Here is a 22839-nt window from a genome sequence, read left to right as displayed (position 1 = left end):
AAGCAAATCTATTTATATCGCTAGTTATTAGATCAAAAAAAGCACCCGAAGAAAGGATTTCCTCGAGTGCTGTTCGTTGAGTGATAACATCCGCTACTTGTTCTCACGTTGTTCATTCGTTGTTTTCTACTGCATCTTCACTATCGGTAGGTTCCTCGGTAGGAATACCATGGATATCTTGGAAAGTTTTTGTTTCGTAAAGATTTTGTGTCGTTTGATTGTTGTTCTCACTGAAGACGCTTGTTGATTTGTCACCAAGTGAACGCTCGGCATCATTTAGATGTTGCAAGCCATTTTTGTAATCAAACTTAGAAGTATCAAGTGGTTCTAAACCACTTTCTGTATAAAATCGAAGTAGATCGCCATTGTTGATCTGGTCTGAAACGGCGAGTTGCTTGCTGACTGCTTCACGTAAGGCAGTAACTTCTGCTTGTTGTTCTTCAGTCATATCGGATAGGACTTCACCTGTTTGGGTATCGTAGACAGATCCACCATAATAGGTATATTTAGGTGAAACGAAGTCACCATCACGGAAAGCGACTAACTGGTTATTATCAGGTGAGAAAAGATCTTGTCCTAATTGGATATAATTTTTTGAATCAACACCTAACAAATGAAGCAATGTCGGTAAAGCATCTACTTGGCCACCGTACGTATGATTGATTCCACCTTTTGTTTGTCCGGGGATATGGATCATATATGGCACGCGTTGCATCGCTGCATTGTCAAAATTTGTCCATGTCGAACTTGTTTTACCAACTAATTCAGCTAAAGATTTGTTTCTTGTATTAGAGATCCCGTAGTGGTCACCGTATAAGACGATGACTGAGTTTTCATACAAGCCACTTGCTTTTAAATAGTTGAAGAATTCTTCTACCGCTGTGTCTAAATAGTTAGCTGTCGCAAAGTAACCATTGATTGTTTCATCGTTCGTATTAGCTACTGGGAATCCAGCTTCCTCATTCGTGAATTTTGAATAAGGGAAGTGATTCGATACAGCAATGAATTTTGAGTAGAAGGGTTGTTGCATCCGTTCTAAATATTGGACGGATTGTTCAAAGAATGGTTTATCATGTAAACCGTATTGGAATGAGTTATCGTCATTCACGTCATAGTATGAAGCATCAAAGAAGTAATCATATCCAAAACTCTTATAAGTTTCGTTACGGTTCCAGAATGTACCAGCATTCCCATGGAATGCTGCACTGGTATAGCCTTTTGTTTGTTTTAAAATATTTGGTGCTGCTTGGAAAGTATTCTTACCACCAAGTTGAGTGAATAGCGATCCTTGGTTCAAACCGAATAATGAATTTTCCATCAATGTCTCTGCATCACTTGTTTTTCCAGCTTTTACTTGATGGAAGAAATTGTCAAAACTAAATGTTTCATTACTGTGGAATAAACTATTCAAGAAAGGTGTTACTTCATGTTCTACGCCATTTTCGTCTTTCAGTTTATAATCGATCACAAACTGTTGTAAGCTTTCTAAATGGATATAGATAACATTCTTACCCTCAGCTAATCCATAGAGATCTTGGTTTGGTTGCGCATAATGTTCTTTGACGTAAGTTGCTACTTCTTTCATATCATTTGGACTTGCTTCAGCTCGTACTTGGTTCGTTTGGTAAGTTTGGATACCGTCGTATACCATGAACGCGTTCAGTCCAAGATATTTAACTAGATAATCACGAGAGAATGTACGTGTCAATAACTCTGGGCGATCTGCTTCAGCTAAAAATAGATTTCCAGAGAAGATCATCACTGCTAATGTAGTAAAAGCAAACGCCATTCGAGCGCGTACAGGACGTGGGTCCATTTTGATTTTTTTCGTTGCTAAAAGTGCAATGATCAAAATGATATCGATCCAATAAAGGACATCATAAGGACGGAATAACCGTAAGGCACTTTCGCCTAAACCACTTGCGACTTTTCCGGCGCCTAGGATCGCGTTGATCGTAATAAAATCAGTGAACTCACGATAATAGATGATGTTAGAAAATAAGAGCAAGGTCAACAAGAAATAGATGACTAGCATCGTGATATACGCTGCTTTCGTTCGTCTAACATATAAGGCAATCCCTAAAAGAAGGATAGTCGTTGCGATCGGGTTGATGAACAAGATAAAATATTGGATGCCACTCTCGATCCCTAAATGGAAATCAAATAGATAAGTAGCAATCGTTTTGACCCATAACAAAACTGCTAGTAAAGAAAAAAATCCGAGCCTTTTATTTAAAAAAGCGGGTGTTTTTATTTTCAAATTAATCTTCCTTTCTGCACTCTTACATAAAAAAAGAGTGACATGAAACATACTCACGACTCACATACTCCTAACCATTTTACTAGTAGACCAAAATAGTGTCAATTGAAAGTACAAATCAAGCTTGATAGATTAAGATTTTCTTTAAGATCGCTAAGTTTTGTACAAAAATCTACACATGAATAGGGAGGACAAAAGTGCGCAGTACTGAGAAATCATCATGGAAAATCGGAAATCATTCTTCAAATTGTCGTTTTTCAAATTTTTTTCTGAAGGAGCTACTTTCGGAACACTGTGCATTTCGTTTTAGTGGGAGATAAGGAGTTTTTATTTTAGCTCTTTTCTAAGGGAAACTACCTATAAGACAAGGAATCTCTAAGACAAGAAGCGTGTTTTTTGTTATACTAAAAGGGAGAATGAAAAAGCAGGTGAGCCAATGAAACTAACAATAAAAAAAAGAGCAGTCAAAAAATTTTTAAAAGGCTATCCATTGATCCAAGAAGAAGATCTATTCCAAATGAAAAAAACGACGGAATGGGTAGAGTTAATTGATCAGCAAGGAAAATTTTTAGGAAAAGGCTATTTAGGAAAACAAAACAAAGGGATTGGTTGGGTACTCAGTCAAAAGGATGAACCATTTGATCAATCATTTTTTGAAGTAAAATTTCTGACAGCTAAAGAAAAAAGGACAAGCTATTTTAATGATGAGCAGACAACAGCTTTTCGTTTGTTCAATGGAGAAGGGGATGGGATCGGTGGTTTGATCATTGACTACTACGATAGCTTTGCTGTCTTTTCTTGGTACAATGAAACCTTATATTTGGCTCGTGAAGTTTTATTAAAAGCTTTTCAAGCTGCTTATCCTGAAATTGTCGGAATCTACGAAAAAATCCGCTTTGAAACAACACGATTACCGGAGAGCCAGCATGTGACTGGAGAAGAGGCCAAAGAACCACTACTTGTCCAAGAAAATGGAGTGACTTATGCCACTTATTTGAATGAAGGTCTGATGACAGGAATTTTCCTTGATCAAAAAGAAGTCAGAGGGGCATTGATCGATGGCTTAGCTTTAGGGAAATCAGTACTGAATATGTTTAGCTATACCGGTGCTTTTTCTGTAGCTGCTGCTATGGGTGGGGCAACAGAAACGACAAGTGTCGATCTAGCAAAACGAAGTTTGAAAAAAACTCGTGAACAATTTGAGGTCAACGGGTTGACACCGGATGCCCATAAAATCATCGTCATGGATGTTTTTGAATACTTTAAATATGCCCAACGTAAAGGTTTCTCTTATGATGTAATCGTTTTGGACCCTCCAAGTTTTGCTCGGAACAAGAAAAAAGTCTTTCGTGTAGCCAAAAATTATGGTGAATTAGTGAAAGATAGCTTGTCGATCTTAGCCGATGAAGGAATCCTGATTGCCTCAACAAATGCAGCCAATGTGTCGATTGATCAATTTCAAGCAATGATCGAAGATGAACTAATCTCTGCAGAGTATGAATACCAAATCAGCGGTGTTTATCGTTTGCCTGATGATTTTCAAACCATTGATTCTTTCCCAGAAGGAAATTATTTAAAGGTATTTGTTTATGAAATAAAAAAATAGAGAGGGCGTGAAGTAAATGTTTCAAGTAAAAGGAGTAAGATTTGGTACTGGACGTCCAAAAGTCTGTGCGCCCTTGACTGGTACAACTCGCGAAGAACTTCTGAGAGAAGCAATCCTGGCGAGGGAAGCCGGTGCTGATTTGGCTGAATGGCGTCTTGATTGTTATCAGGATGTCTTCAACAAAGAACAACTAAAGGAAACGTTAGTACTGATCTATGAAATGTTAGAAAGACTTCCATTGCTTTTGACTTTTCGAACCTTAGAAGAAGGTGGAACGCAAGATATTTCAATCAAAGACTATCACGATCTGTATAAATTTTTGATCGACACAGAATTAGTGGAAATGCTAGATATTGAGTTGTTCAAAATCGAAAGTATGGAAAAGGATCTGCTCCATGATATCCACCGCCGCCAGATCCCACTGGTCATCAGTAGTCACGATTTTAAAGAAACACCAGCAGATCCGGTCTTGCTGTATCGTTTGAATATGATGGAACATTTTGGTGCAAGTATCGGCAAAATTGCTGTGATGCCAAATAATGAACGTGATGTTTTACGGATGATGGAATTGACTCGTCGTGCACATGCGTTTGTGTCAATGCCTCTAATCACTATGTCAATGGGTGAGCTTGGCATGGTCTCTCGACTTGCAGGCAACGTGACAGGTTCAGCCATCACTTTCGGTGCGTTAGATGCGACACGAGCTTCTGCACCTGGCCAATTACCAGTTAAAGAATTAAAACAAATCATTAGTTTACTCAATGAAAATTAAGCTAGACGAAGGTGAAGATTTTGGCAAAGAAGAAACCAGTAAAAACGAATGCTATACGTATGGTAGAACAAAAAAAGATTGCTTATACAGAACATGAATATGCTTGGGATGAAGCACATATCAGTGCCTCATCCGTTGCTGCTCAGTTGCCAGGAAGTGAATCACGAATTTTTAAAACATTAGTAGCAGTGGGGAATAACATAGGTCCGATCGTTGCCGTTATCCCTGGAAGCACTGAACTTGATTTAAAAAAACTAGCAAAAGTCTCCGGCAATAAAAAAGTAGAAATGCTCCATCTCAAGGACTTGGAAAAAACGACCGGATATATTCGAGGTGGCTGTTCACCAATTGGTATGAAAAAATTATTCCCAACATTTATTGAAGAACAGGCAAAAGAATATGACCAGATCATTATTTCTGCTGGAAAGCGCGGATTGCAAATGGAACTTGCTCCAGAAGCAATCGCTGAGTTGACCAATGCAACATTTGTCGATATCAAAATTTAAAAACCACAAACAAAAAGCAAAACAAATGCTGAAAGATCGATCCATGAAAGGCGAACGACACGCGTTGCCTTTCATGGATGTTTCATTCAAGCAATGTTTTGCTTTTTTGTCTCTTACCATTGACTTTGCATGGCTGCGTGCATCCCTGAAACACGCCCCGTAGCAAAAGCTGCCGTGATATTAAAGCCACCTGTATACCCATTTACATCAAGTAATTCACCGCCAAAAAACAATCCGTTCAATACTTTACTTTCCATGGTTTTTGGATTGACTTCTTTTAATGAAACGCCACCACCAGTAACAAAAGATTTCTCGATGGGAAATGTCTTATGGATCAATAGCTCAAAGTTTTTACATAATTCAGCAAATTCTTGGATTTGTTTTTCGGTTGTTTGGCTACCAGTTAGTTCGGTCATTTCTAGACGTTCAAGATAAAATTGGAGTAGACGTTCAGGTAGAAAACCACGCCACGCATTGATCAAATTCTTTTTCGATTCCTTACTTAGTTCCACTAACTCCTGTATCAGTTCTTCGACTGATTTCGTCGGGAAGCAATCTAAAGAAACAGTTACAGGTGCCTGCGTTTTTTGTAGTTCATTGTTGATGAAGCTGGAACACCTTAAAGCTGCTGGTCCAGAGATCCCAAAATGGGTAAATAAAAGATCCATCGTGTGTTCCGTGATCACTTTTCCTTTTTGGTTCAAGACACGTAACGTGATATCTTGTAAAGAAAGACCTTGCAACACTTTATCCGCAATAAATGATTCCTCAGAAATCAAAGGAGACTCTGTTGCATAAAGTGGTGTGATCGTGTGGCCTACTTTTTTGACCAATTTATACCCATCACCCGTTGCACCAGTAGAAGGATAGGTGCGTCCACCAGTCGTCAAAATGACGCATTTTGCTTTAAATTCATCAAATTCAGTACGCACACCATAGATTTGGTTGTCCTTATGGATCAATTTTTCTACACGTTCACCAAAAAACATCGTGACGTTCAATTCATTCAGACGATGAACCAGTGCTTCAATGATCGTTTTAGATTTATTAGTCACTGGAAACATTCGTCCATGATCTTCTTCTTTTAAGTGAACCCCTTGTGTTTCAAAGAATTCCATGATGTCAAAATTGTTGTATTGAGAAAACGTACTATATAAAAATTTACCATTTCCTGGGATATGCGCAATCAAATCATCAACAGGGCGATTATTTGTGACATTACATCGACCGCCACCAGTCATCAATAATTTTTTACCTGCTTTTTTATTTTTTTCGATCAACAAGACACTGGCACCATACTCGGCTGCACTGATTGCAGCCATCATGCCACTTGTTCCTGCGCCAACAACAATCACGTCATAAGTTTTTTCCATTTTCTCACCTCACAGAGAGTGTAGCATATTTGAAGACGATTCGCAGAAAATGTTTTGACCTATGATTGAAATAAGCTAAAATAAAGTCAGATGAATAAAGGAGCGTGAACCTATGTCAAATGCAAAAGAATACGTACAAGCGATACAAGAAAAACTTCACCAAAAAGATGACGGCCAAATCGAGTTTCTGCAAGCGGTCGATGAATTTATGCCTACGGTCATCCAATTTTTAGAAAAAAATCCAGAATACATTGAAAAAAATATTCTAGGGATTTTAGTAGAACCAGAACGAGTGATCCAATTCCGTGTTCCTTGGCAAGATGATCAAGGAAACTGGCAAGTGAATCGTGGGTACCGAATCCAATACAATTCAGCCATCGGACCATATAAAGGTGGCTTACGTTTTCATCCAAGTGTCAATTTGAGTATTTTAAAATTCTTAGCATTTGAACAAATTTTCAAGAACAGCCTGACAGGCCTACCAATCGGTGGCGGTAAAGGCGGAAGTGATTTTGATCCAAAAGGAAAATCGGATAATGAAATCATGCGCTTTTGTCAAAGTTTCATGTTGGAACTGGCAAAACATATCGGACCTTCAATTGATGTACCGGCAGGCGACATCGGTGTAGGTGCTCGTGAGATCGGCTATATGTATGGTGCCTATAAACGACTGAAACAATATGATGCAGGCGTTTTGACAGGGAAACCTTTAGATTTCTGGGGAAGTAAGATCCGAACAGAAGCAACAGGTTATGGCTTAGTTTATTATGTGAAACACTTATTGAACGAAGAACAAGATTCATTTGCTGACAAAACAGTGATGGTTTCAGGCAGTGGGAATGTGGCAATCTATGCAATCGAAAAAGTCCATGAATTAGGAGGGAAAGTGGTTACTTGTTCTGATTCAGGTGGCTATATCTATGACCCAGAAGGTATCGATCTTGATCTATTAAAAGAATTGAAAGAAGTCAAAAGAGCCCGCTTAACAGAATACGTCAAAGAACGCTCATCAGCTGAATACCACGCAAATGAATCGGTTTGGACTTTGAAACAAGCGGCTGATATTGCTTTACCTTGTGCAACGCAAAATGAAATCGACGGACAATTGGCAGAGATCCTTGTAGAAAATGGCGTGAAGATCGTCGCAGAAGGTGCGAACATGCCATCCACATTAGATGCTGTTTCAGTCTATGAAAAAGCAGACATCTGGTATTGTCCAGGAAAAGCTGCCAATGCTGGTGGTGTAGCTGTATCTGCGCTAGAAATGAGCCAAAATTCACAACGATTGGTGTGGGAAAGCAGCCAAGTTGATGCGCAACTTGATGAGATCATGGCAACGATCTATCAAACATGTCGTCAAACTGCCAAAGAATTTAGCAACGAAAAAAATCTTTTGCTTGGTGCTAATGTGGCAGGTTTTGAAAAAGTCGCAAAAGTAATGGCTATGCAAGGTTTAGTCTAAAAAATGGAAGTTTCTTGCAAATATTAGAAGCTTCTCGCATATTTGCTTGAAAAATAATAAAAAAAAACGTAAAGTATATCTGTAGATTGAAACTTTTAAGGAGGAACAAAAATGGCACACATTCATTTTGACTATTCAAAAGTTGCACCATTTGTCAATGAACATGAGTTAGGCTATATGCAGAGTCAAGTTACTGCTGCAGACAAATTATTACGAGAAGGAACTGGCGCAGGTAGCGATTTCCGAGGATGGATCGACCTACCTACGAACTACGACAAAGAAGAATTTGCTCGTATTAAAGCTGCTGCTAAGAAAATCCAATCTGATTCTGAAGTCCTTGTGGTCATCGGTATCGGTGGTTCTTATTTAGGTGCTCGTGCAGCAATCGATTTCTTACAACATACCTTCTACAACTTGTTGGGAAGCGACAAACGCCAAACACCACAAATTTTCTTCGCTGGAAACTCAATCAGCTCAACTTATCTTGCTGACTTGATCGAAGTGATCGGCGACCGTGACTTCTCAGTAAATGTCATTTCAAAATCAGGAACAACGACTGAGCCAGCCATTGCATTCCGTGTATTCAAAGAATTACTTGTTAAAAAATATGGTCAAGAAGAAGCAAACAAACGCATCTACGCTACAACAGATAAAGCAAAAGGGGCTGTTAAAGTAGAAGCAGACGCAGAAGGATGGGAAACATTTGTGATTCCTGATGACGTCGGTGGACGTTTCTCTGTATTGACAGCAGTTGGTTTGCTACCTATCGCCGCAAGCGGAGCAGATATCGATGCCTTGATGCAAGGTGCTGCCGATGCAAGCAAAGCTTATTCAAGCGACAAACTTGAAGAAAACGAAGCTTACCAATATGCAGCAATGCGTAATATTCTTTACCGTAAAGGCAAAGTTACTGAATTGTTGATCAACTACGAACCAGGAATGCAATACTTCTCTGAGTGGTGGAAACAATTATTCGGCGAATCAGAAGGTAAAGACCAAAAAGGAATCTACCCTTCAAGTGCAAACTTCTCAACAGACTTGCACTCACTTGGACAATACATCCAAGAAGGACGTCGCAATATCTTCGAAACAATCGTAAAAGTTGAAAAACCACGTAAATCAATTACAATTCCTGAACAAGCAGAAGACTTGGACGGACTTGGTTATTTACAAGGAAAAGAAATTGACTTTGTAAATACAAAAGCTTTTGAAGGTACATTATTAGCTCATACAGACGGCGATGTACCAAACCTATTAGTTAAAATCCCTACAATGGATGCTTACACATTAGGTTACACAATGTACTTCTTTGAAATTGCTGTCGGCATTTCAGGTTACTTGAATGGCATCAACCCATTCGACCAACCAGGAGTAGAAGCTTACAAGAAAAACATGTTTGCTTTACTAGGCAAACCAGGGTTTGAAGACCTTGCGAAAGAATTGAACGAACGCCTTTAAAATAAGGGTTTCTAGGTAGTTTTTATAAAATAGTACCCAAAACTTGTAGGTTTTTGAAATAAAAACTAGTACCCATTTAGGTACCCAAAATGAAAGGATGGTTTATTATAGCCATCCTTTTTTTGGTAATGAGATAATTTGCCCAGAAACTTTTCGATGTTGATTATTGATGTAATCATTGAATTTATTTGTTGCGCGTTCAATCACTTCGGTAGATACTTGGGCATAGATTTGAGTGGTAGAAATATCTTTGGGTTGTAATAATTCTTTTATGTCTTCTAGAGGGACATCAGCTTTTCGGAGAGTCACTGCGTAAGTATGTCTGCCATCATGTACTTTTATTCTAGGCAAACTTGCTTTCTTAGCAATTCTATCGCTTGCTCCATTTGTACTACGACTACGAATAATATTTCCTTTGGAGTTTCCAGTAGTAAATATAAAAACGAAATCATCTACTTGTTTAGTAATAGGAAGTGTGGCTGAGGTATTGTAAAAATAATTATAAAAATCCATAAAACCTTGTTGCGCTCGATCGGTCATAATCATCTTACGGCTACTACTTATAGTCTTGGGATTGTCAATGGTTATTTGTCCGGAATTTAATTTACTTTCAGCTATATATACTTTACTTGTTTACATCGATATATTTGTTACGCAGATTTTTTATTCGTTTGTGTATACAAAGGAATTATCTGAAAAATTTATTTCAAAATGTCAGTCTGATTATACAGTAATGAAAGTTATTTCTAATTCTGAAGAAGATGAAATTTTAGATTTTGAGGAAAAAGATGTAAGAGATAAATTCCAGGCATTTAGGAATGTTTTTTTACAACACATCAAAATTATAAATGAACAATTTGGCAAACCCAGTAATACATATAATCAGTATGTTATTGATGGGTTAGTTATAGAAAATTTTATTAATGAATTAGCTAGATGAGAAAATAAAACAATTTCTTCAGTTCTGATGTGGACATTCACGCCGTGTGAGGAAACAGAAGAAGACAGAAAACTTGTTTCTTATGTTCCGAATGGATTGGAATTATGTATAAGAAATAAAGATAAGATAGATTTACTAGAGGAAGAGTGTTTATAATATGTCTATAAAAATCAATTCAAGTATAGATGAGGAAAAAAATTGGGTTACAGAAGACTCAGTACGTGAAATATTTTTTGCTTTCGGAATAATTGAGGATGAATATACTTATAATAAAACTGACGATTTTTTCCTACCTTTAGAAAAAAATAGGATTAAAAATAGCAGTTCAAATGATATAAAAGTCAATATGTCATTTGAAGATTACGTAGATAAAGATAAATCTAAAAATAATAGTTTTTCTTTTGTAAAGCTTAGTTTAAATGGAAAATTATATTGTGAGTCTGCAGTATAAATGGGTAAAAAAAAGAAACTCAATTAAGTAATTTAAGATTAGTTAAAAATATTATTAGTGAATCAATATTTAAAGTTAAAAATGATGTTGATTTTTCTGATTGGTATTCTGAAGAAGAAAATGAACTTGAAGTAAAATTCGAACATAGTTTTTACCAAAAGTAGAGAAATTCGGGATAGGATCCTCAAATGAATCACCTAAAAAACAACGATAAGCAACATTTGTTTCAACGTCTTTAATGGTCGGTCTCATCGAACGAATCCCAAATAAATATTGTATAAATACTAATTTAATTAAGACCACTGGATCAACACTGGGACGACTATAGGTCGAATACGTAGATTCTACAATGGGATAAATGAAATCGAACTGAATCGCAGCGTCAATCTTTCGAACTAAGTGATCTTTAGGAACAAGATCATCAATTGTTAACATAGCAAATTGATTTCTACCTTCAATCGATTGTTTTCTCATCATTAAAATCACTCCCAAAATAGTTTATACAATGAGTACAAAACAAAAAAACCGCAAACAACACTCCAAATTTGGGAGTTTGTCTACAATCTGAGGGGAGATTTCTCTCCCCCCCCCCAAAAAAGTTAGACTTTTTATTATAATTCTATGTTATTTTGTCTAGGACGACTGATTGGTAAATTACTTTTTGGAGTATTTTGGGGAGCAAATCTTACTAGTAGTTCTTGTAAAGATTTGCCCTCACATCCGCTTCTTCCGGGATAAGGAGTTTTTACAGTTGGAATACCAGACATCTTTTGTTGGACAAGTAGAGCTTCTTTTTGAACTTTTTGGAATGTCCCTCGATCACTGGGGTTTTGTATATAAAACATATCTTTAACTTTTACAGTTGACGGTGGCATAGTGTTTATACGTTTAAACAATTTAGCGAAAAAATTAAGTCGGTTCATAGATATCCCTCCATAAGATTTAATTTTCTATAAGTATATATTCATTTTAGTTAAAAAAAATATTTTTATCATTTATTTATTTTTTTTAAGAAAGTTGCTTCTAAATATCCACACTTAATTAATAATGCAATAATAAAACATCTATTTATTGTTGTATTATCTTGAATTTGCCTATCTGTAAAATCTGTTCATTCTATATAATTGCTAATTGAGATGCGTAATCTCAATTTAATCCTTTATTTACTAGTTTTCTCATTTCTACGATTGATTGAAATTTATTCTATCATTTTTTTCTGTTCGACAAGTAGTGTTGGTGAGTTCAAATTGAAAGAAGTTCGTCGAAAATCAATCGAACCAGAAATACTCTTCGGTCGCTTCTTTTTCTATATTGAAGAAAGTGAGTTTCTTATGAAACCACTCAGGAAGCTGTATAGCTAAGGTTTTTACCTATATTTTTGTTAGTTATATAGAAAGGGTTATCAGGTGTCAATAAGACAGCTTTAATATGGAATTATAGCTTAATAGTCCTTCGACGATAGCTGTTTCAGTCATCATTTACTTAAAACGATAGCGTGAGCTAGACTGTAGACAAAAGCATTAGTTTCCTCTTTACTAAGAGTGTAGACTGATACTTTTGTCTATTTTTGTATAATAAAAGAGATGAAGACCTACATAAAAGGAGAAAACACGCCATTTAACACGTTCGATTTGTGGCACGTGCATTCGGCTGTCATGTAGAGTTCCAGACGTAATCATGATATCTAATACAAAACCATTTTCAGCGCAAACGGTATGAGTAGAATAAGCACACTGTTTTTTTCGTTCTTTTTTTACATAATAATCGCTTCTCTGCGACACTAATTTTCCTTTCTACCACCTCCTGACAAATGATTGAACAAAAAGGGCGTTTGCCTTCGGCAATTCTTACCTCATTAATTTCTTCTTCCAATTGTTTTTGATATAAAATGGCTTCATGAATAAATCTAGCATCAACTGCTTGTTCAAGAATAATGATAAATATCTGTTCAAACAAATTAGTTTCTCTGAAACGCCGTGCATAGTTTTTACCAAAAGTCGAAAAGTGAGGAACTTTTTCAATTAAACTAAGTCCAAGAAACCAACGATAAGCTAGGTTTGTTTCAACTTCTTTAATGGTCTGACGCATCGAACGAATCCCAAATAAATATTTAACTTAATTAAGACCATTGGATCAATACTGGGACGACCATAGGTCGAATACATAAATTCTACAATGGGATAAATGAAATCGAACTGAATCGCAGCGTCAATCTTTCGAACTAAGTGATCTTTAGGCACAAAATCATTAATTGTTAACATAGCAAATTGATTTCTACCTTCAATCGATTGTTTTCTTATCATTAAAATCATTCCCAAAATAGTTTATACAATGAGTATAAAACAAAAAAACTGCAAACAACACTCCAAATTTAGGAGTTTGTTTACATTCTGAAAGCTCAGTTTATACTGAGCTTTAGTTTATACTGAGCTTTTTTTGAAAAGCAATTATTTTGTTACTTTATATTTATCTTTATACCTTTCTGGTTCCACAAAAGTATACTTATCAATTTTATGTCAAACATGCTACAGTTCTCTTGTAAGAAAACATATTAATGAAGCTTTCTTCATCATGTTAAAATAATTCTTTTTTTCTGAAAAAATATAAAACAAATAATTATTTCCTTGTGATAAAATAATTGTGTTATCGCATCTAACCATTATCTCTCTTAGTTAAACTAATGCTAACTATAATTTATGCGATAACAGGTTTGTTGCCACCGACTCTTTCTTAGTGAATAAGCAAATAAATAGTGGCAACAACCTATACCCTTAGCTCAGTAGGTCAGAGCAGATGGCTCATAACCGTCCGGTCGTAGGTTTGAACCCTACAGGGTATATACTATAGTAATTTAGTTAGTTCTATGCTAGAATTTTTTTGAAGGATATCATACAAATCAATGTTTATTTTTCATTGCTACTCATTTGAGTGGCTTTTTATTTATACCTTTCAGGATCAACGAAAGTATACTTTATATAGTCATAACGCCGATGATCGCTCCGTGCGTCCGGCACGTCAGTCACGATATCAAACAAAAAATATACATCTTTCTTCATTCTAGTTTTTGCAGCAGGGATTTTAAAGTAGTTCTTATTGGAATAGTAGAGATTTATTAATAAGCTATCTTCAATTGCTAAAAAGAAAACTTCGGAATCCCATACTTTATAAAAATCTTTGACAAATCTATTCGAAGGATCATATTATGAACCATAATTGTGTCTTTCCTTCCATTAACATAATGTTCACCTCGAAAATAGTATACGAATATGTGTTCTTTATGTAAAGTAAAAAAAGATATATTTATCTGTACCCAAACTGGTACCCAATCATTAAAATTGTTGTAAAGTATGTAAAAATAAAAATAGCGGCAAACCCTGATTTATCAGTGTTCAGACAACTGTAAAACAAATGAAAAGGGTAGTTCTCACAAGAAAAATATGTTCGCTTTACTAGGTAAACCAGGGTTTGAAGACCTTGCGAAAGAGTTGAACGAACGCCTGTAAGATGGGGATTAGAGAAGATTCTTAGTAATGAAAACGACTAAACATGTAGGCACCATTTTATGTTAGTGGTACTACATGCAGAAAAGGCAGCCAATTATTGGCTGTCTTCAGACTGTAGACAAACTCCTAAATTTGGAGTGTTGTTTGCAGTTTTTTTGTTTTATACTCATTGTATAAACTATTCTGGGAGTGATTCTAATGATGAGAAAACAATCGATTGAAGGTAGAAATCAATTTGCTATGTTAACAATTGATGATCTTGTACCTAAAGATCACTTAGTTCGAAAGATTGATGCTGCGATTCAGTTTGATTTCATTTATCCCATTGTAGAATCTACGTATTCGACCCATGGTCGTCCCAGTATTGATCCAGTGGTCTTAATTAAATTAGTATTTATCCAATATTTATTTGGTATCCGTTCGATGAGACAGACCATTAAAGACGTTGAAACAAATGTTGCTTATCGTTGGTTTTTAGGTTATTCATTCGAGGATCCTATCCCGCATTTCTCTACTTTTGGTAAAAACTATGTTCGAAGATTTAGAGAAACAACTTTATTTGAAGACATTTTCTCTCATATTCTAGAACAAGCTGTAAAAGCTGGCTTCGTTACGGAAGACAACCTTTATATTGATTCTACTCATATTAAGGCAAATGCCAATAAACATAAGTTCACAAAAGAAATGACCTACGGTCAAGCTAAAGCTTATCAAGATGAATTAGAAGATGAAATAAATAAAGAACGTATTGCTGTAGGAAAACGTCCTTTTACATGGGACACAGAAAGTGAGTTGAGTCTTCAAAAAATAAGTCATTCAGATCCAGAAAGTGGTTACTATGTTAAAGGTGAACGAGAAAAACAATTTGCTTATTCCGCGCATACTTCCTGTGAAGATAATGGTTTTATCTTATCTACATTAATCACACCAGGAAATGTACATGACAGCCAAGTCGCAATCGATCTGGTCAAACAGTCGAAAAGAGCTTTTCCAAATATAAAGCGTGTTGTCGCTGATGCAGGATATAAGACGCCTAAATTTGTTCATTTTCTGTCACACTTGAAACTCTACCCGATTCTTCCATATACTGTACCTCATGGAGTAAAAGGAATGTTTCGTAAAAAAGACTTTGTTTATGATGCCTATTTTGACTGCTATTTATGTCCCAATAATCAACCGTTGTTATTTTCAACTATCACTCGTGATGGTTATCGAACCTATAAATCAAATCCAAAATTCTGTAGGAGTTGTCCATTACTTAAAAACTGTACTTTGAGTACAAAACATCAAAAAATAGTAACTCGACATGTTTGGGCGGATCTTATGGATGAACTTGAACACCAACGCCATACGGCGTTGAATAGAGAAATTTATAAAAAGAGAAAACAAACTATTGAACGAATATTTGCAGATGCAAAAGAAAAGCATGGTATGCGTTGGACAAAATATCGAGGTCTCGAAAAAGTCGCCACGCACACGATGCTTACGTTTGCTGCCATGAATTTAAAAAAACTAGCCTCATGGCTATGGAAAGCAAAAAAGCCTATGGCTTTTTATTTCAAATTTCTACAAAGACTAATAAAAAGGAGTTGGCAATTAAGCCACTCCTTTTTGTCTACAGTCTGAAGGCAGCCAATTATTGGCTGTCTTTTCTGCATGTAAATTGGACCACTTGACCAAATGCTTACTTATCTTGAGTATTTAAAAAATTATCTGATTTACTTACAGCATGTTCTTTGACAAGGAGAGAGAGGTGAGCATATATCTTGGGGATAGATATTTCTTTACCACCAAGTATAAATGGAGTGAGAAAATATTTATGGAGGTAGTATAGTATTATCAAGGTTGATCGACAAAAAAAGCCTACTAAATTTTTTTGTTAAACAATAAAACTGTGTTTCCATTTGCATCAGTTAGTGTGATCATTCCTTCCTTAGATACTCGATAAAAACCTACCGATCCTGATCCTCCTTGTTCAAGAATTGATTGACTTTGTGCATTGAATAGATAGTCTGATTCAATCATTTCATAGAAAGCAAGCACAATATCCTCATTTTGTAATTCAGGAGAATCACTGATAAGTACTTGCATTGCTCGTTCCTGAGAGGTTATTGCATTACCTATAAGAGGCGAAGAAGCATCCGTTGATTTCGTTGTTACCTCAGATGATTGAGTAGAATTTATAACCTCTTGAATTTGTGAATGTTTAAATACCGATGAATTTTCTTGAGACGAACTTTCTTCATTCATTGAACTTATAGATTGGATATCTGACTCTGTATTTTTTGAGGTAGTTGTCTCATAAGCAGCAAGTAAAAGAAGACTAGTTACCATACCAATAAAAACAATTTTTTTCATTATAATTTCTCCCATATATATTATTTATCGTACACTTCAAATATATATTGTAAAAAAGATAAGCCATCCAAATTACTATTATCATACTCATAATCTTGAATTAAGCTATTATAATTAACGGTATAAAATAAGTGTGGTTACTAAGGATATTATTCATCAGAGAAAAATATTTATAATAAAAATATATACATGGTGATAATAATAACTTACATTAAACTTGTTTTGACTAAAGATAGATAGCATAAACTCTAATTAAGTTGTGCGAGAGTTATTATTTGTGTTCTTAGCTGATACGTGCTATATTAAACAAGTAATCTAATTTGAAACGTAATCTGAGCGATATATTCACACTATAAAAACTCCTTTTACCAAGTAATGTTAATTGCAATAAAACACGTATGATTTAAGTAATAGGAGGAAATATATATGAATAACGGTACAGTAAAATGGTTTAACTCAGACAAAGGTTTTGGATTTATCACTGGTGAAGATGGACAAGATGTATTTGCACATTTTTCAGCCATCCAAGGTGAAGGCTTTAAGACTTTAGATGAAGGTCAAGCAGTTACTTATGATATTGAAGATGGTCAACGTGGACCACAAGCAGTAAATATCAATAAATAATTCAATAGACGACTTTGAACCATCTCCTTGTGAGATGGTTTTTTGTTATTAAAAAGTCCTAAGAGGAAAACTATATGGACTACTTGATCTTGACAAATAGATATTCCATCTGACTAATAGGTGCTAACTATATTAATCACTTTGATTGGAAAACAGCAAACTATATAGTGGATAGTGGAGAAATGAAGAAAAAATTTGTAGATTGGGAATCAGTGATCAGCGCAAAAGAAAGAGACAAAGGTGTGGGATTTTGGACTCGTATAGAAGAAGATATTAGCGACACAAATGGATATACGTTTGATATTTTAACTATTTTGTCACATCAACATATCAAGGAAAGCATTTGAGCCAGAAGTTAGTTTAAATAAGTGAACATCTATTATGGGAAATAGGTTTTAGTGAAGTTTATATAAAAACATAACATGAAGAGCTATATGAAAAATTGGGATATTGGGAAGTAACTAAAGGAAATGGTTGGTTTGGGCAGTTGGTGCAGGTGATAGAAAAGAATTTAATAGGAAAAGTATAATATAAACTTGTCATAAGGTTTTATTATTTTTTAGATTTAAAACGAATAAATCCGAGACAAAATTTTACTTAACTATTTATTAAACTACAATAATTAAGTAAAATAATCTTTAATATCATCAATCATAAAGTCTTTGATCAATGAAACATCGTGAATGTAAGAGCCTTTTTTAAGAACCTCTTCGCAAGAAATGAAAGACCAGTTTTCTTCTTTACCTCGGTAAGTTGGATTATTCGAATAGACTACTCCATCTATACCCGCCCAAATAATCACTGAGCTACACAAAGGACATGGTTCAAAAGTGCTATATAACCAATATCCCTCAGGTAATATATGTGTTTTTAATTGTTCGCACGCACTTCTGACGGCGTTTACTTCAGCATGAGAAGTGGGATCATGATCATCTAAGACAGTAGTTTTTCCGATGGATACAATCATATTTTTGTTGTCTACAACAGCAGCAACGATGGAATGGTCTTGCCTTTGTAACTGAATCAATTTATGCATGATACTTTTTTGAGGATGAAAATTCATAGTACATTCTCCTGAAATTTTATAAAGTTATTGTAACATATTTTTTGTTGATGAAAGAAAAAAGCAGAATTGGTGATGAAGAAAAAAACAGTAAGCAAATCGCTTACTATTTTTAATAAAAATGATTTGTCCCAACGAAGGTAGTCATATTATATCGAATTATACTTTTTGTAAAATCTATTATTTTGTCTTTTATAGAAAAAATATAAAACTACAAGACTTTGAGAAAAAAGACCTGTAGCTTATTCTGTATTAAATCAAAAACCGATAACAACTCTCTGGAAGACCATAAAGTCTTGTCAGTTCTTCCACTTCTCTTGGGTAGGTTTCCGTATCTTCTTTGTACAAGGAAACGATCAAGTTCGAAGCAAAGCAGTTAGCTTCGCTTTCAGACTTGCTTCTTGAATTTCTAGAGGATACATAGTAACTAGATATTTCTCGATGGAACAAAGCGTGTCCAAGTTCATGGGCACAAATGTAAAAACGTTCTTCTGATTCTTTCAGTGAGTTGTTCAATAAAATAATAGGGGAGCCTAATAGTTCTTGAAACTGTCCTTTTGGATTATCGAGAAAAGAAACATATCTGATTTCTATTCCTAATTTTTCAGCAATCACAAAAGGATTGGCGGTATCATAGGTACGCTTCAGTTCGCTTACTAGTTTGATAATATCCATCTCCATATATGCTCACTTCTCTTTGCCACGTTTTCGAAATTCCCAGAAAAGCCCCGTCAATACATCTTTCACACGTTGCTTTTCTTGTTCTGTCAATGTTTCTCCACCATACGCCATATTGACATTTGAATTGAGCATTTTGTCTAACTCAAATAAATCATCTTTATTTGCCCATTTTGGCGCTTGGTTGCTGCCCAATAAGAAATCAGTTGTTACTCCAAAATAATCCGCTACTTTTTTTAAATTTTCCGACTTGGGTGAAACACGATCCCATCTTCGGATCTGGCCATTAGAGATTCCTACGGCACGTTCGACTTCAGCAAAGGTTACTTTTTTTTCTTCTGCTAATTGTTTGATTCGCGCAACTAGTGTCATAAGGAACCACCTTTCTTGATATTTAAATAGCATAAAAGTCATTATGGTTGACAATTAGCTTTTAAGCTATTATAGTTTGCTTATACACTGATTCAATTGTTCGAAAAGTTAAGAATACAGTTACTTAAAAGTTATTTCAATAGAGCATGCTTAAGATAAAGCGTATTCTTATGATTTCTGTTGACTTTATAATAGCTTAAAAGTTATTTTGTGTCAAAGATGATGAACATTGAATTGTAATCAAATTGAAGTAGTCTGTCGGAATAGGTAAGATCAAACAAAGGTTAGGTATTCCAGACAGTGAAGGGTGAGCAAAATGATTGTAGAGAATGATGTGGTATTGAATGAGTTTAGAAATCTTGTAAGTAATGTGTACATTCAAATTTTTGTATTGATTCTGTGTCTTGATTTTATTAGTGGTATCTGTCTGAAAACAGGAAAAAAGAAACGGTTCAAACGTTCTGTGGTAAAAGATGTAATCAAATATTTGTTGATTTTACTTATTGTTTTGATTGCTTATCCCTATCTCAAAATTACAGGTTTTGAAGCAATTGGTATTGCTTTGGTTTTTTCGTATTGTGCGATCTATGGTTTGTCCGTTATTGAAAATCTAAGGAAACTAGGAATACCTGTACCTGATTTTGTTAAAGTACGTTTGAAAAAATGGCGTGATTTCTCAGAGGAGCAGGGGAAGTACAAAAAATGATCGATAGGATTTTCTTAAAAGTGCTGCTAGGATATTCTTCTTATTTGGAGCAAACAAAAAAGACGTTTCTATGGCTCGTTTAGCCAAAAACGTCTTTTAATTCTCTATAGAATTATCAGCTGACATGAAAAGGGAACACTCCTTAGTTAGATTCGTGTAGCGCTTTTACTGCTTGCTCAATGGTGATCCCATAAGCGATGTGTTGTTCGTTCATTGCATCGATTGCCATGAAGCGATTCGTTGAGCTATCAAATGCTACACGATAGCTGATGCTTGTTTTTGTGAATGTCATAGATATTTCTCCTTTCATCGGTATTTGTGTATTCATGAAATTTTTCATAAAACTTCCGAATACACCTTAAGTTTAGCACCATTCTAATATTTGGGCAATCAATGTGCTATAAGATAGCTGTTGCTAGTTTACTTGAAATTAATTCTCTGAGATTCCCATCAATAATCCAATCATTAATAAAATAAATATACCAGTTTGAATGTAGACCATCTTTATTCACCTCTTTAAGATTAATGTATCTCTTTTTTGGTTTGGACTCACGAACAGTGGGGGATAATGTTCAAACAAAATTGTCATATTTTGGGTTGAAATGACTGAAATAATAGCAAAACAGGCATCAAAATAGTGAAAGTTGAAAGCGTCGAGCAAACACTTGCTTTGAGATATTTCGCAAACTTCATTATAATAAAAGAAAGGGGGCGAATCGCTATGCAAAAAAGAAAAAATTCTGGTAAACTAAGCATTTTTCTAGCAGTTATATCTGCTATCCCTGCTGTTTTAGCAGTCGTTCGAGCTATTAAGGAATCAAAGCAAAGATAAACTAAAAAAAACGTGTTGCTTACTTATCCGGTCGGATAGTGAGCAACACGTTTTTATATTAACCAACACCAAGAACAAAGTTTAATAACTTGTCAGAGTAAGTAATTTCTCCTTCAGAATCTTTGATCGTATCATTCAACGCTTGCATATCATCTGTGATGATACCATCTACACCATAAAACATCATCCGGCTCATATCGTCTGACTCATTGGGTGTCCATACATAGACTTTTTTGCCATCCTGATGAGCAGAATCAATGAAATTACGATTGATCGTACTGTACTCCATGGTCAAGAAGTCGGCAGGTGTTACTGGAGGGCCAACTAGATTAAAAGGCAAAATGTAGCCAACGTAAAAATTAGGGTTTTCCGCTTTTAAATCTGACACTGTTTGGTAAGTCAAACTTTGTAAAATATGTCCATGTGTTAAAATAGTTTCTTCGTATTTTTTAACAAAATTTTTAACTAAATCATCCGAGTCTTTTCGAGTCGTTTTGATTTCGATCAATAATTTTTGGTTCAGTTCATTTGCTCGGTTTAAATACGTATCGAATGAAACCAATGGCTCTTTGGCACCATTTTCAGTCACAGTCAATTTTTCCAGTTCTGCTAAAGTTAGGTCTTGCGGTGCTTTATTGACTCCAGTCAAATTTCTTAAATTGAAATCATGCATGACCACGAATTGACCATCTTTGGTTTCTTGGATGTCCATTTCTACATAATCTGGATGATAATCTTTGCTCGTCTTTTCTAGTGCAGCAATCGTATTTTGTGCGCTGTTTCCTAAGCTAACGCCACGATGGGAAATCGTTAGAGGTTTTGTTTCAGAAGCAGATGTCAGGTAATTCATATTGTAAATACAAACACCGACACCGAAGAAAACAGCAAATAAAGTAAACGCAGTATTTTTTAAAGCTGTGTGTTTTTTGGGCACTTCTTGTGAAGAGAACCAGCTGGGAATATCTGGTAAGAAACCTTCATCATCCATAAAGTCTACAATGACGTAAAAAATTCCGACGGTAGACATCACAATATTGAACAAAAGAACGCCTTGTAAGAGTGTCATGGCAAAAACAGCACTAATCAATGAGTAATCGGAGAAATATTCCTCAACAAAGATCTGACCTGACAAGATCGCCAAGTAACTGATTGTTGAAATCAATAAAATCGTACCACTGATCACTAAAAATTGACCTGAAATCGCAAAAAAACGTGCTTTGGTCAAACGCCAACTCTCACGGATCGCTTCACGAAAAGGGCGATCTCTTAAAATCATTTCAGGTAATGCAAAGATTAAACGAATCCCGATATAACCGAGGAAGACATAGACAAGTAGAAAAGAACTTACGATGATCCAGCGGTTAGTGAAAATAAAATCCATAATAAATGCAGGAATTTTTATTTTAGAAAGTAAGTCCGAATTAAAACTTAATCCACTGATCGGTAAAATCAAAAAAAAGTAAGCTAAGAAAAATAAAAAAATCATCGGACGAACTTTTTTTATTTGTCGGATGGTCAACTGCAATAATTGCTTTAATGAAATTGGTTCTTGTTTTTTGATGAAATAAACACTCATTAGCAAAAAAGTAAACTCAAAATAGACTAAGAGCAAAATCAACAATAAGACAGCGATCAAGGAGAAGAAAACTCCTGGATGTTGCGAAATCAGTGTGGGGATATTATCCGTTGAAAGATAATCGATCGACCCACGTTGTAAAATCAAGCGTGTCATACTACCAAGCAAAGGCAAACAAATAAACAAAATAAACCCATGCATCAGAACTACATCACGAAAATAAGCTTGTGTTCCTTTCAGGAAGTCCCAAGCATTTCCTAAACTTCGTTTTAAATAAACGATCATTATTATCACCTACT

General features: G+C 35.3%; 21 protein-coding genes, 1 tRNA gene and 3 pseudogenes. 12 read left to right on the top strand and 13 right to left on the bottom strand.

The features are described 5' to 3' along the window. Positions 1 to 112 precede the first annotated feature (112 nt). Positions 113 to 2311, bottom strand: a complete 2199-nt coding sequence (locus IGJ49_RS09145) for an LTA synthase family protein (RefSeq protein WP_404852096.1) — start codon at positions 2309 to 2311, stop codon at positions 113 to 115. Positions 2312 to 2696: 385 nt separating this feature from the next. Here IGJ49_RS09145 and IGJ49_RS09140 point away from each other — a divergent pair, with 385 nt between their 5' ends. Genes IGJ49_RS09140 through ybaK form a run of 3 tightly spaced genes read left to right on the top strand, consistent with a single transcriptional unit; the run spans position 2697 to position 5144 of the window. Beyond that, on the top strand, positions 2697 to 3866 hold the full coding sequence (locus IGJ49_RS09140; RefSeq protein ID WP_438723207.1) for a class I SAM-dependent rRNA methyltransferase: 1170 nt from the start codon (positions 2697 to 2699) through the stop codon (positions 3864 to 3866). A 16-nt stretch (positions 3867 to 3882) separates the two neighbouring features. Beyond that, positions 3883 to 4638 (top strand): type I 3-dehydroquinate dehydratase, encoded by a 756-nt coding sequence (aroD, locus tag IGJ49_RS09135; RefSeq protein ID WP_023519905.1) that lies wholly within the window; start codon positions 3883 to 3885, stop codon positions 4636 to 4638. 20 nt (positions 4639 to 4658) lie between these two features. Further along, entirely contained in the window at positions 4659 to 5144 is a 486-nt protein-coding gene (gene ybaK / locus IGJ49_RS09130) for a Cys-tRNA(Pro) deacylase (protein WP_224434865.1), read from the top strand. 113 nt (positions 5145 to 5257) lie between these two features. On the opposite strand, the gene IGJ49_RS09125 is transcribed toward ybaK, so the two are convergent. Continuing rightward, positions 5258 to 6517 (bottom strand): NAD(P)/FAD-dependent oxidoreductase, encoded by a 1260-nt coding sequence (locus IGJ49_RS09125; RefSeq protein WP_010735106.1) that lies wholly within the window; start codon positions 6515 to 6517, stop codon positions 5258 to 5260. Positions 6518 to 6629: 112 nt separating this feature from the next. Between IGJ49_RS09125 and gdhA the strand changes: the two genes are divergently transcribed. Next, positions 6630 to 7979 (top strand): NADP-specific glutamate dehydrogenase, encoded by a 1350-nt coding sequence (gene gdhA / locus IGJ49_RS09120; protein ID WP_023519903.1) that lies wholly within the window; start codon positions 6630 to 6632, stop codon positions 7977 to 7979. Between the two features lie 111 nt (positions 7980 to 8090). Continuing rightward, positions 8091 to 9437, top strand: coding sequence for a glucose-6-phosphate isomerase (locus IGJ49_RS09115; protein ID WP_019722952.1), 1347 nt, complete (start codon positions 8091 to 8093; stop codon positions 9435 to 9437). A gap of 105 nt (positions 9438 to 9542) precedes the next feature. On the opposite strand, the gene IGJ49_RS09110 is transcribed toward IGJ49_RS09115, so the two are convergent. Further along, the gene (locus tag IGJ49_RS09110) at positions 9543 to 9983 is read right to left on the bottom strand and encodes a tyrosine-type recombinase/integrase (protein WP_438723204.1); all 441 of its coding nucleotides are present in this window, start codon (positions 9981 to 9983) and stop codon (positions 9543 to 9545) included. A 34-nt stretch (positions 9984 to 10017) separates the two neighbouring features. Between IGJ49_RS09110 and IGJ49_RS09105 the strand changes: the two genes are divergently transcribed. Both IGJ49_RS09105 and IGJ49_RS09100 read left to right on the top strand, forming a co-directional pair. Continuing rightward, on the top strand, positions 10018 to 10377 hold the full coding sequence (locus tag IGJ49_RS09105) for a hypothetical protein (RefSeq protein WP_438723202.1): 360 nt from the start codon (positions 10018 to 10020) through the stop codon (positions 10375 to 10377). 157 nt (positions 10378 to 10534) lie between these two features. After that, positions 10535 to 10828, top strand: a complete 294-nt coding sequence (locus IGJ49_RS09100) for a hypothetical protein (RefSeq protein WP_438723201.1) — start codon at positions 10535 to 10537, stop codon at positions 10826 to 10828. Between the two features lie 138 nt (positions 10829 to 10966). On the opposite strand, the pseudogene IGJ49_RS09095 reads toward IGJ49_RS09100, so the two are convergent. The 3 genes and pseudogenes from IGJ49_RS09095 to IGJ49_RS09085 form a co-directional block, all read right to left on the bottom strand. After that, positions 10967 to 11305: pseudogene (locus IGJ49_RS09095) on the bottom strand (transposase); the annotation flags it as partial. A 134-nt stretch (positions 11306 to 11439) separates the two neighbouring features. Further along, entirely contained in the window at positions 11440 to 11751 is a 312-nt protein-coding gene (locus IGJ49_RS09090; protein ID WP_438723200.1) for a hypothetical protein, read from the bottom strand. 958 nt (positions 11752 to 12709) lie between these two features. Beyond that, positions 12710 to 13131 (bottom strand): annotated as a pseudogene (locus IGJ49_RS09085) (transposase); the annotation flags it as partial. 462 nt (positions 13132 to 13593) lie between these two features. On the opposite strand from IGJ49_RS09085, the gene IGJ49_RS09080 reads away from it, so the two are divergent. Further along, positions 13594 to 13667 (top strand) — tRNA-Ile (locus IGJ49_RS09080). Positions 13668 to 13764: 97 nt separating this feature from the next. Here IGJ49_RS09080 and IGJ49_RS09075 read toward each other — a convergent pair. Further along, positions 13765 to 14065: pseudogene (locus IGJ49_RS09075) on the bottom strand (DUF5960 family protein). Between the two features lie 464 nt (positions 14066 to 14529). On the opposite strand from IGJ49_RS09075, the gene IGJ49_RS09070 reads away from it, so the two are divergent. After that, on the top strand, positions 14530 to 15957 hold the full coding sequence (locus IGJ49_RS09070) for an IS1182 family transposase (RefSeq protein WP_371740615.1): 1428 nt from the start codon (positions 14530 to 14532) through the stop codon (positions 15955 to 15957). A gap of 240 nt (positions 15958 to 16197) precedes the next feature. Here IGJ49_RS09070 and IGJ49_RS09065 read toward each other — a convergent pair whose 3' ends face one another. Then, complete coding sequence (locus IGJ49_RS09065) at positions 16198 to 16689, bottom strand: hypothetical protein (RefSeq protein ID WP_438723198.1); 492 nt, start codon at positions 16687 to 16689, stop codon at positions 16198 to 16200. A 426-nt stretch (positions 16690 to 17115) separates the two neighbouring features. On the opposite strand from IGJ49_RS09065, the gene IGJ49_RS09060 reads away from it, so the two are divergent. After that, a complete protein-coding gene (locus IGJ49_RS09060; RefSeq protein ID WP_010735111.1) occupies positions 17116 to 17313 on the top strand; it encodes a cold-shock protein in 198 nt (65 codons plus the stop codon). 182 nt (positions 17314 to 17495) lie between these two features. Continuing rightward, positions 17496 to 17660: a hypothetical protein gene (locus IGJ49_RS09055; RefSeq protein ID WP_438723195.1), complete on the top strand. Its 165-nt coding sequence runs from the start codon at positions 17496 to 17498 to the stop codon at positions 17658 to 17660. 275 nt (positions 17661 to 17935) lie between these two features. On the opposite strand, the gene IGJ49_RS09050 is transcribed toward IGJ49_RS09055, so the two are convergent. The 3 genes from IGJ49_RS09050 to IGJ49_RS09040 form a co-directional block, all read right to left on the bottom strand. After that, positions 17936 to 18376: a nucleoside deaminase gene (locus tag IGJ49_RS09050; RefSeq protein ID WP_258866355.1), complete on the bottom strand. Its 441-nt coding sequence runs from the start codon at positions 18374 to 18376 to the stop codon at positions 17936 to 17938. 252 nt (positions 18377 to 18628) lie between these two features. Further along, a complete protein-coding gene (locus IGJ49_RS09045; protein ID WP_019722947.1) occupies positions 18629 to 19057 on the bottom strand; it encodes an ImmA/IrrE family metallo-endopeptidase in 429 nt (142 codons plus the stop codon). Positions 19058 to 19063: 6 nt separating this feature from the next. Next, a complete protein-coding gene (locus tag IGJ49_RS09040) occupies positions 19064 to 19426 on the bottom strand; it encodes a helix-turn-helix domain-containing protein (protein WP_010735116.1) in 363 nt (120 codons plus the stop codon). A 316-nt stretch (positions 19427 to 19742) separates the two neighbouring features. On the opposite strand from IGJ49_RS09040, the gene IGJ49_RS09035 reads away from it, so the two are divergent. Next, entirely contained in the window at positions 19743 to 20132 is a 390-nt protein-coding gene (locus IGJ49_RS09035) for a phage holin family protein (RefSeq protein ID WP_010735117.1), read from the top strand. A gap of 142 nt (positions 20133 to 20274) precedes the next feature. Here the strand turns inward: IGJ49_RS09035 and IGJ49_RS09030 are convergent, their stop codons facing one another. Together IGJ49_RS09030 and IGJ49_RS09025 are read right to left on the bottom strand one after the other, a co-directional pair. Continuing rightward, positions 20275 to 20424 (bottom strand): hypothetical protein, encoded by a 150-nt coding sequence (locus tag IGJ49_RS09030; protein WP_010735118.1) that lies wholly within the window; start codon positions 20422 to 20424, stop codon positions 20275 to 20277. A 598-nt stretch (positions 20425 to 21022) separates the two neighbouring features. Further along, positions 21023 to 22822, bottom strand: a complete 1800-nt coding sequence (locus tag IGJ49_RS09025) for a glycerophosphoryl diester phosphodiesterase membrane domain-containing protein (RefSeq protein WP_175401364.1) — start codon at positions 22820 to 22822, stop codon at positions 21023 to 21025. Between the last annotated feature and the right edge of the window lie 17 nt (positions 22823 to 22839).

Origin of the sequence: Enterococcus sp. AZ171, from assembly GCF_051714005.1 — a bacterium.
GTDB classification, from domain to species: domain Bacteria; phylum Bacillota; class Bacilli; order Lactobacillales; family Enterococcaceae; genus Enterococcus_B; species Enterococcus_B pernyi.
Note: the sequence above shows the minus strand (reverse complement) of the source record. Positions and strands in the feature narration are given on the sequence as shown.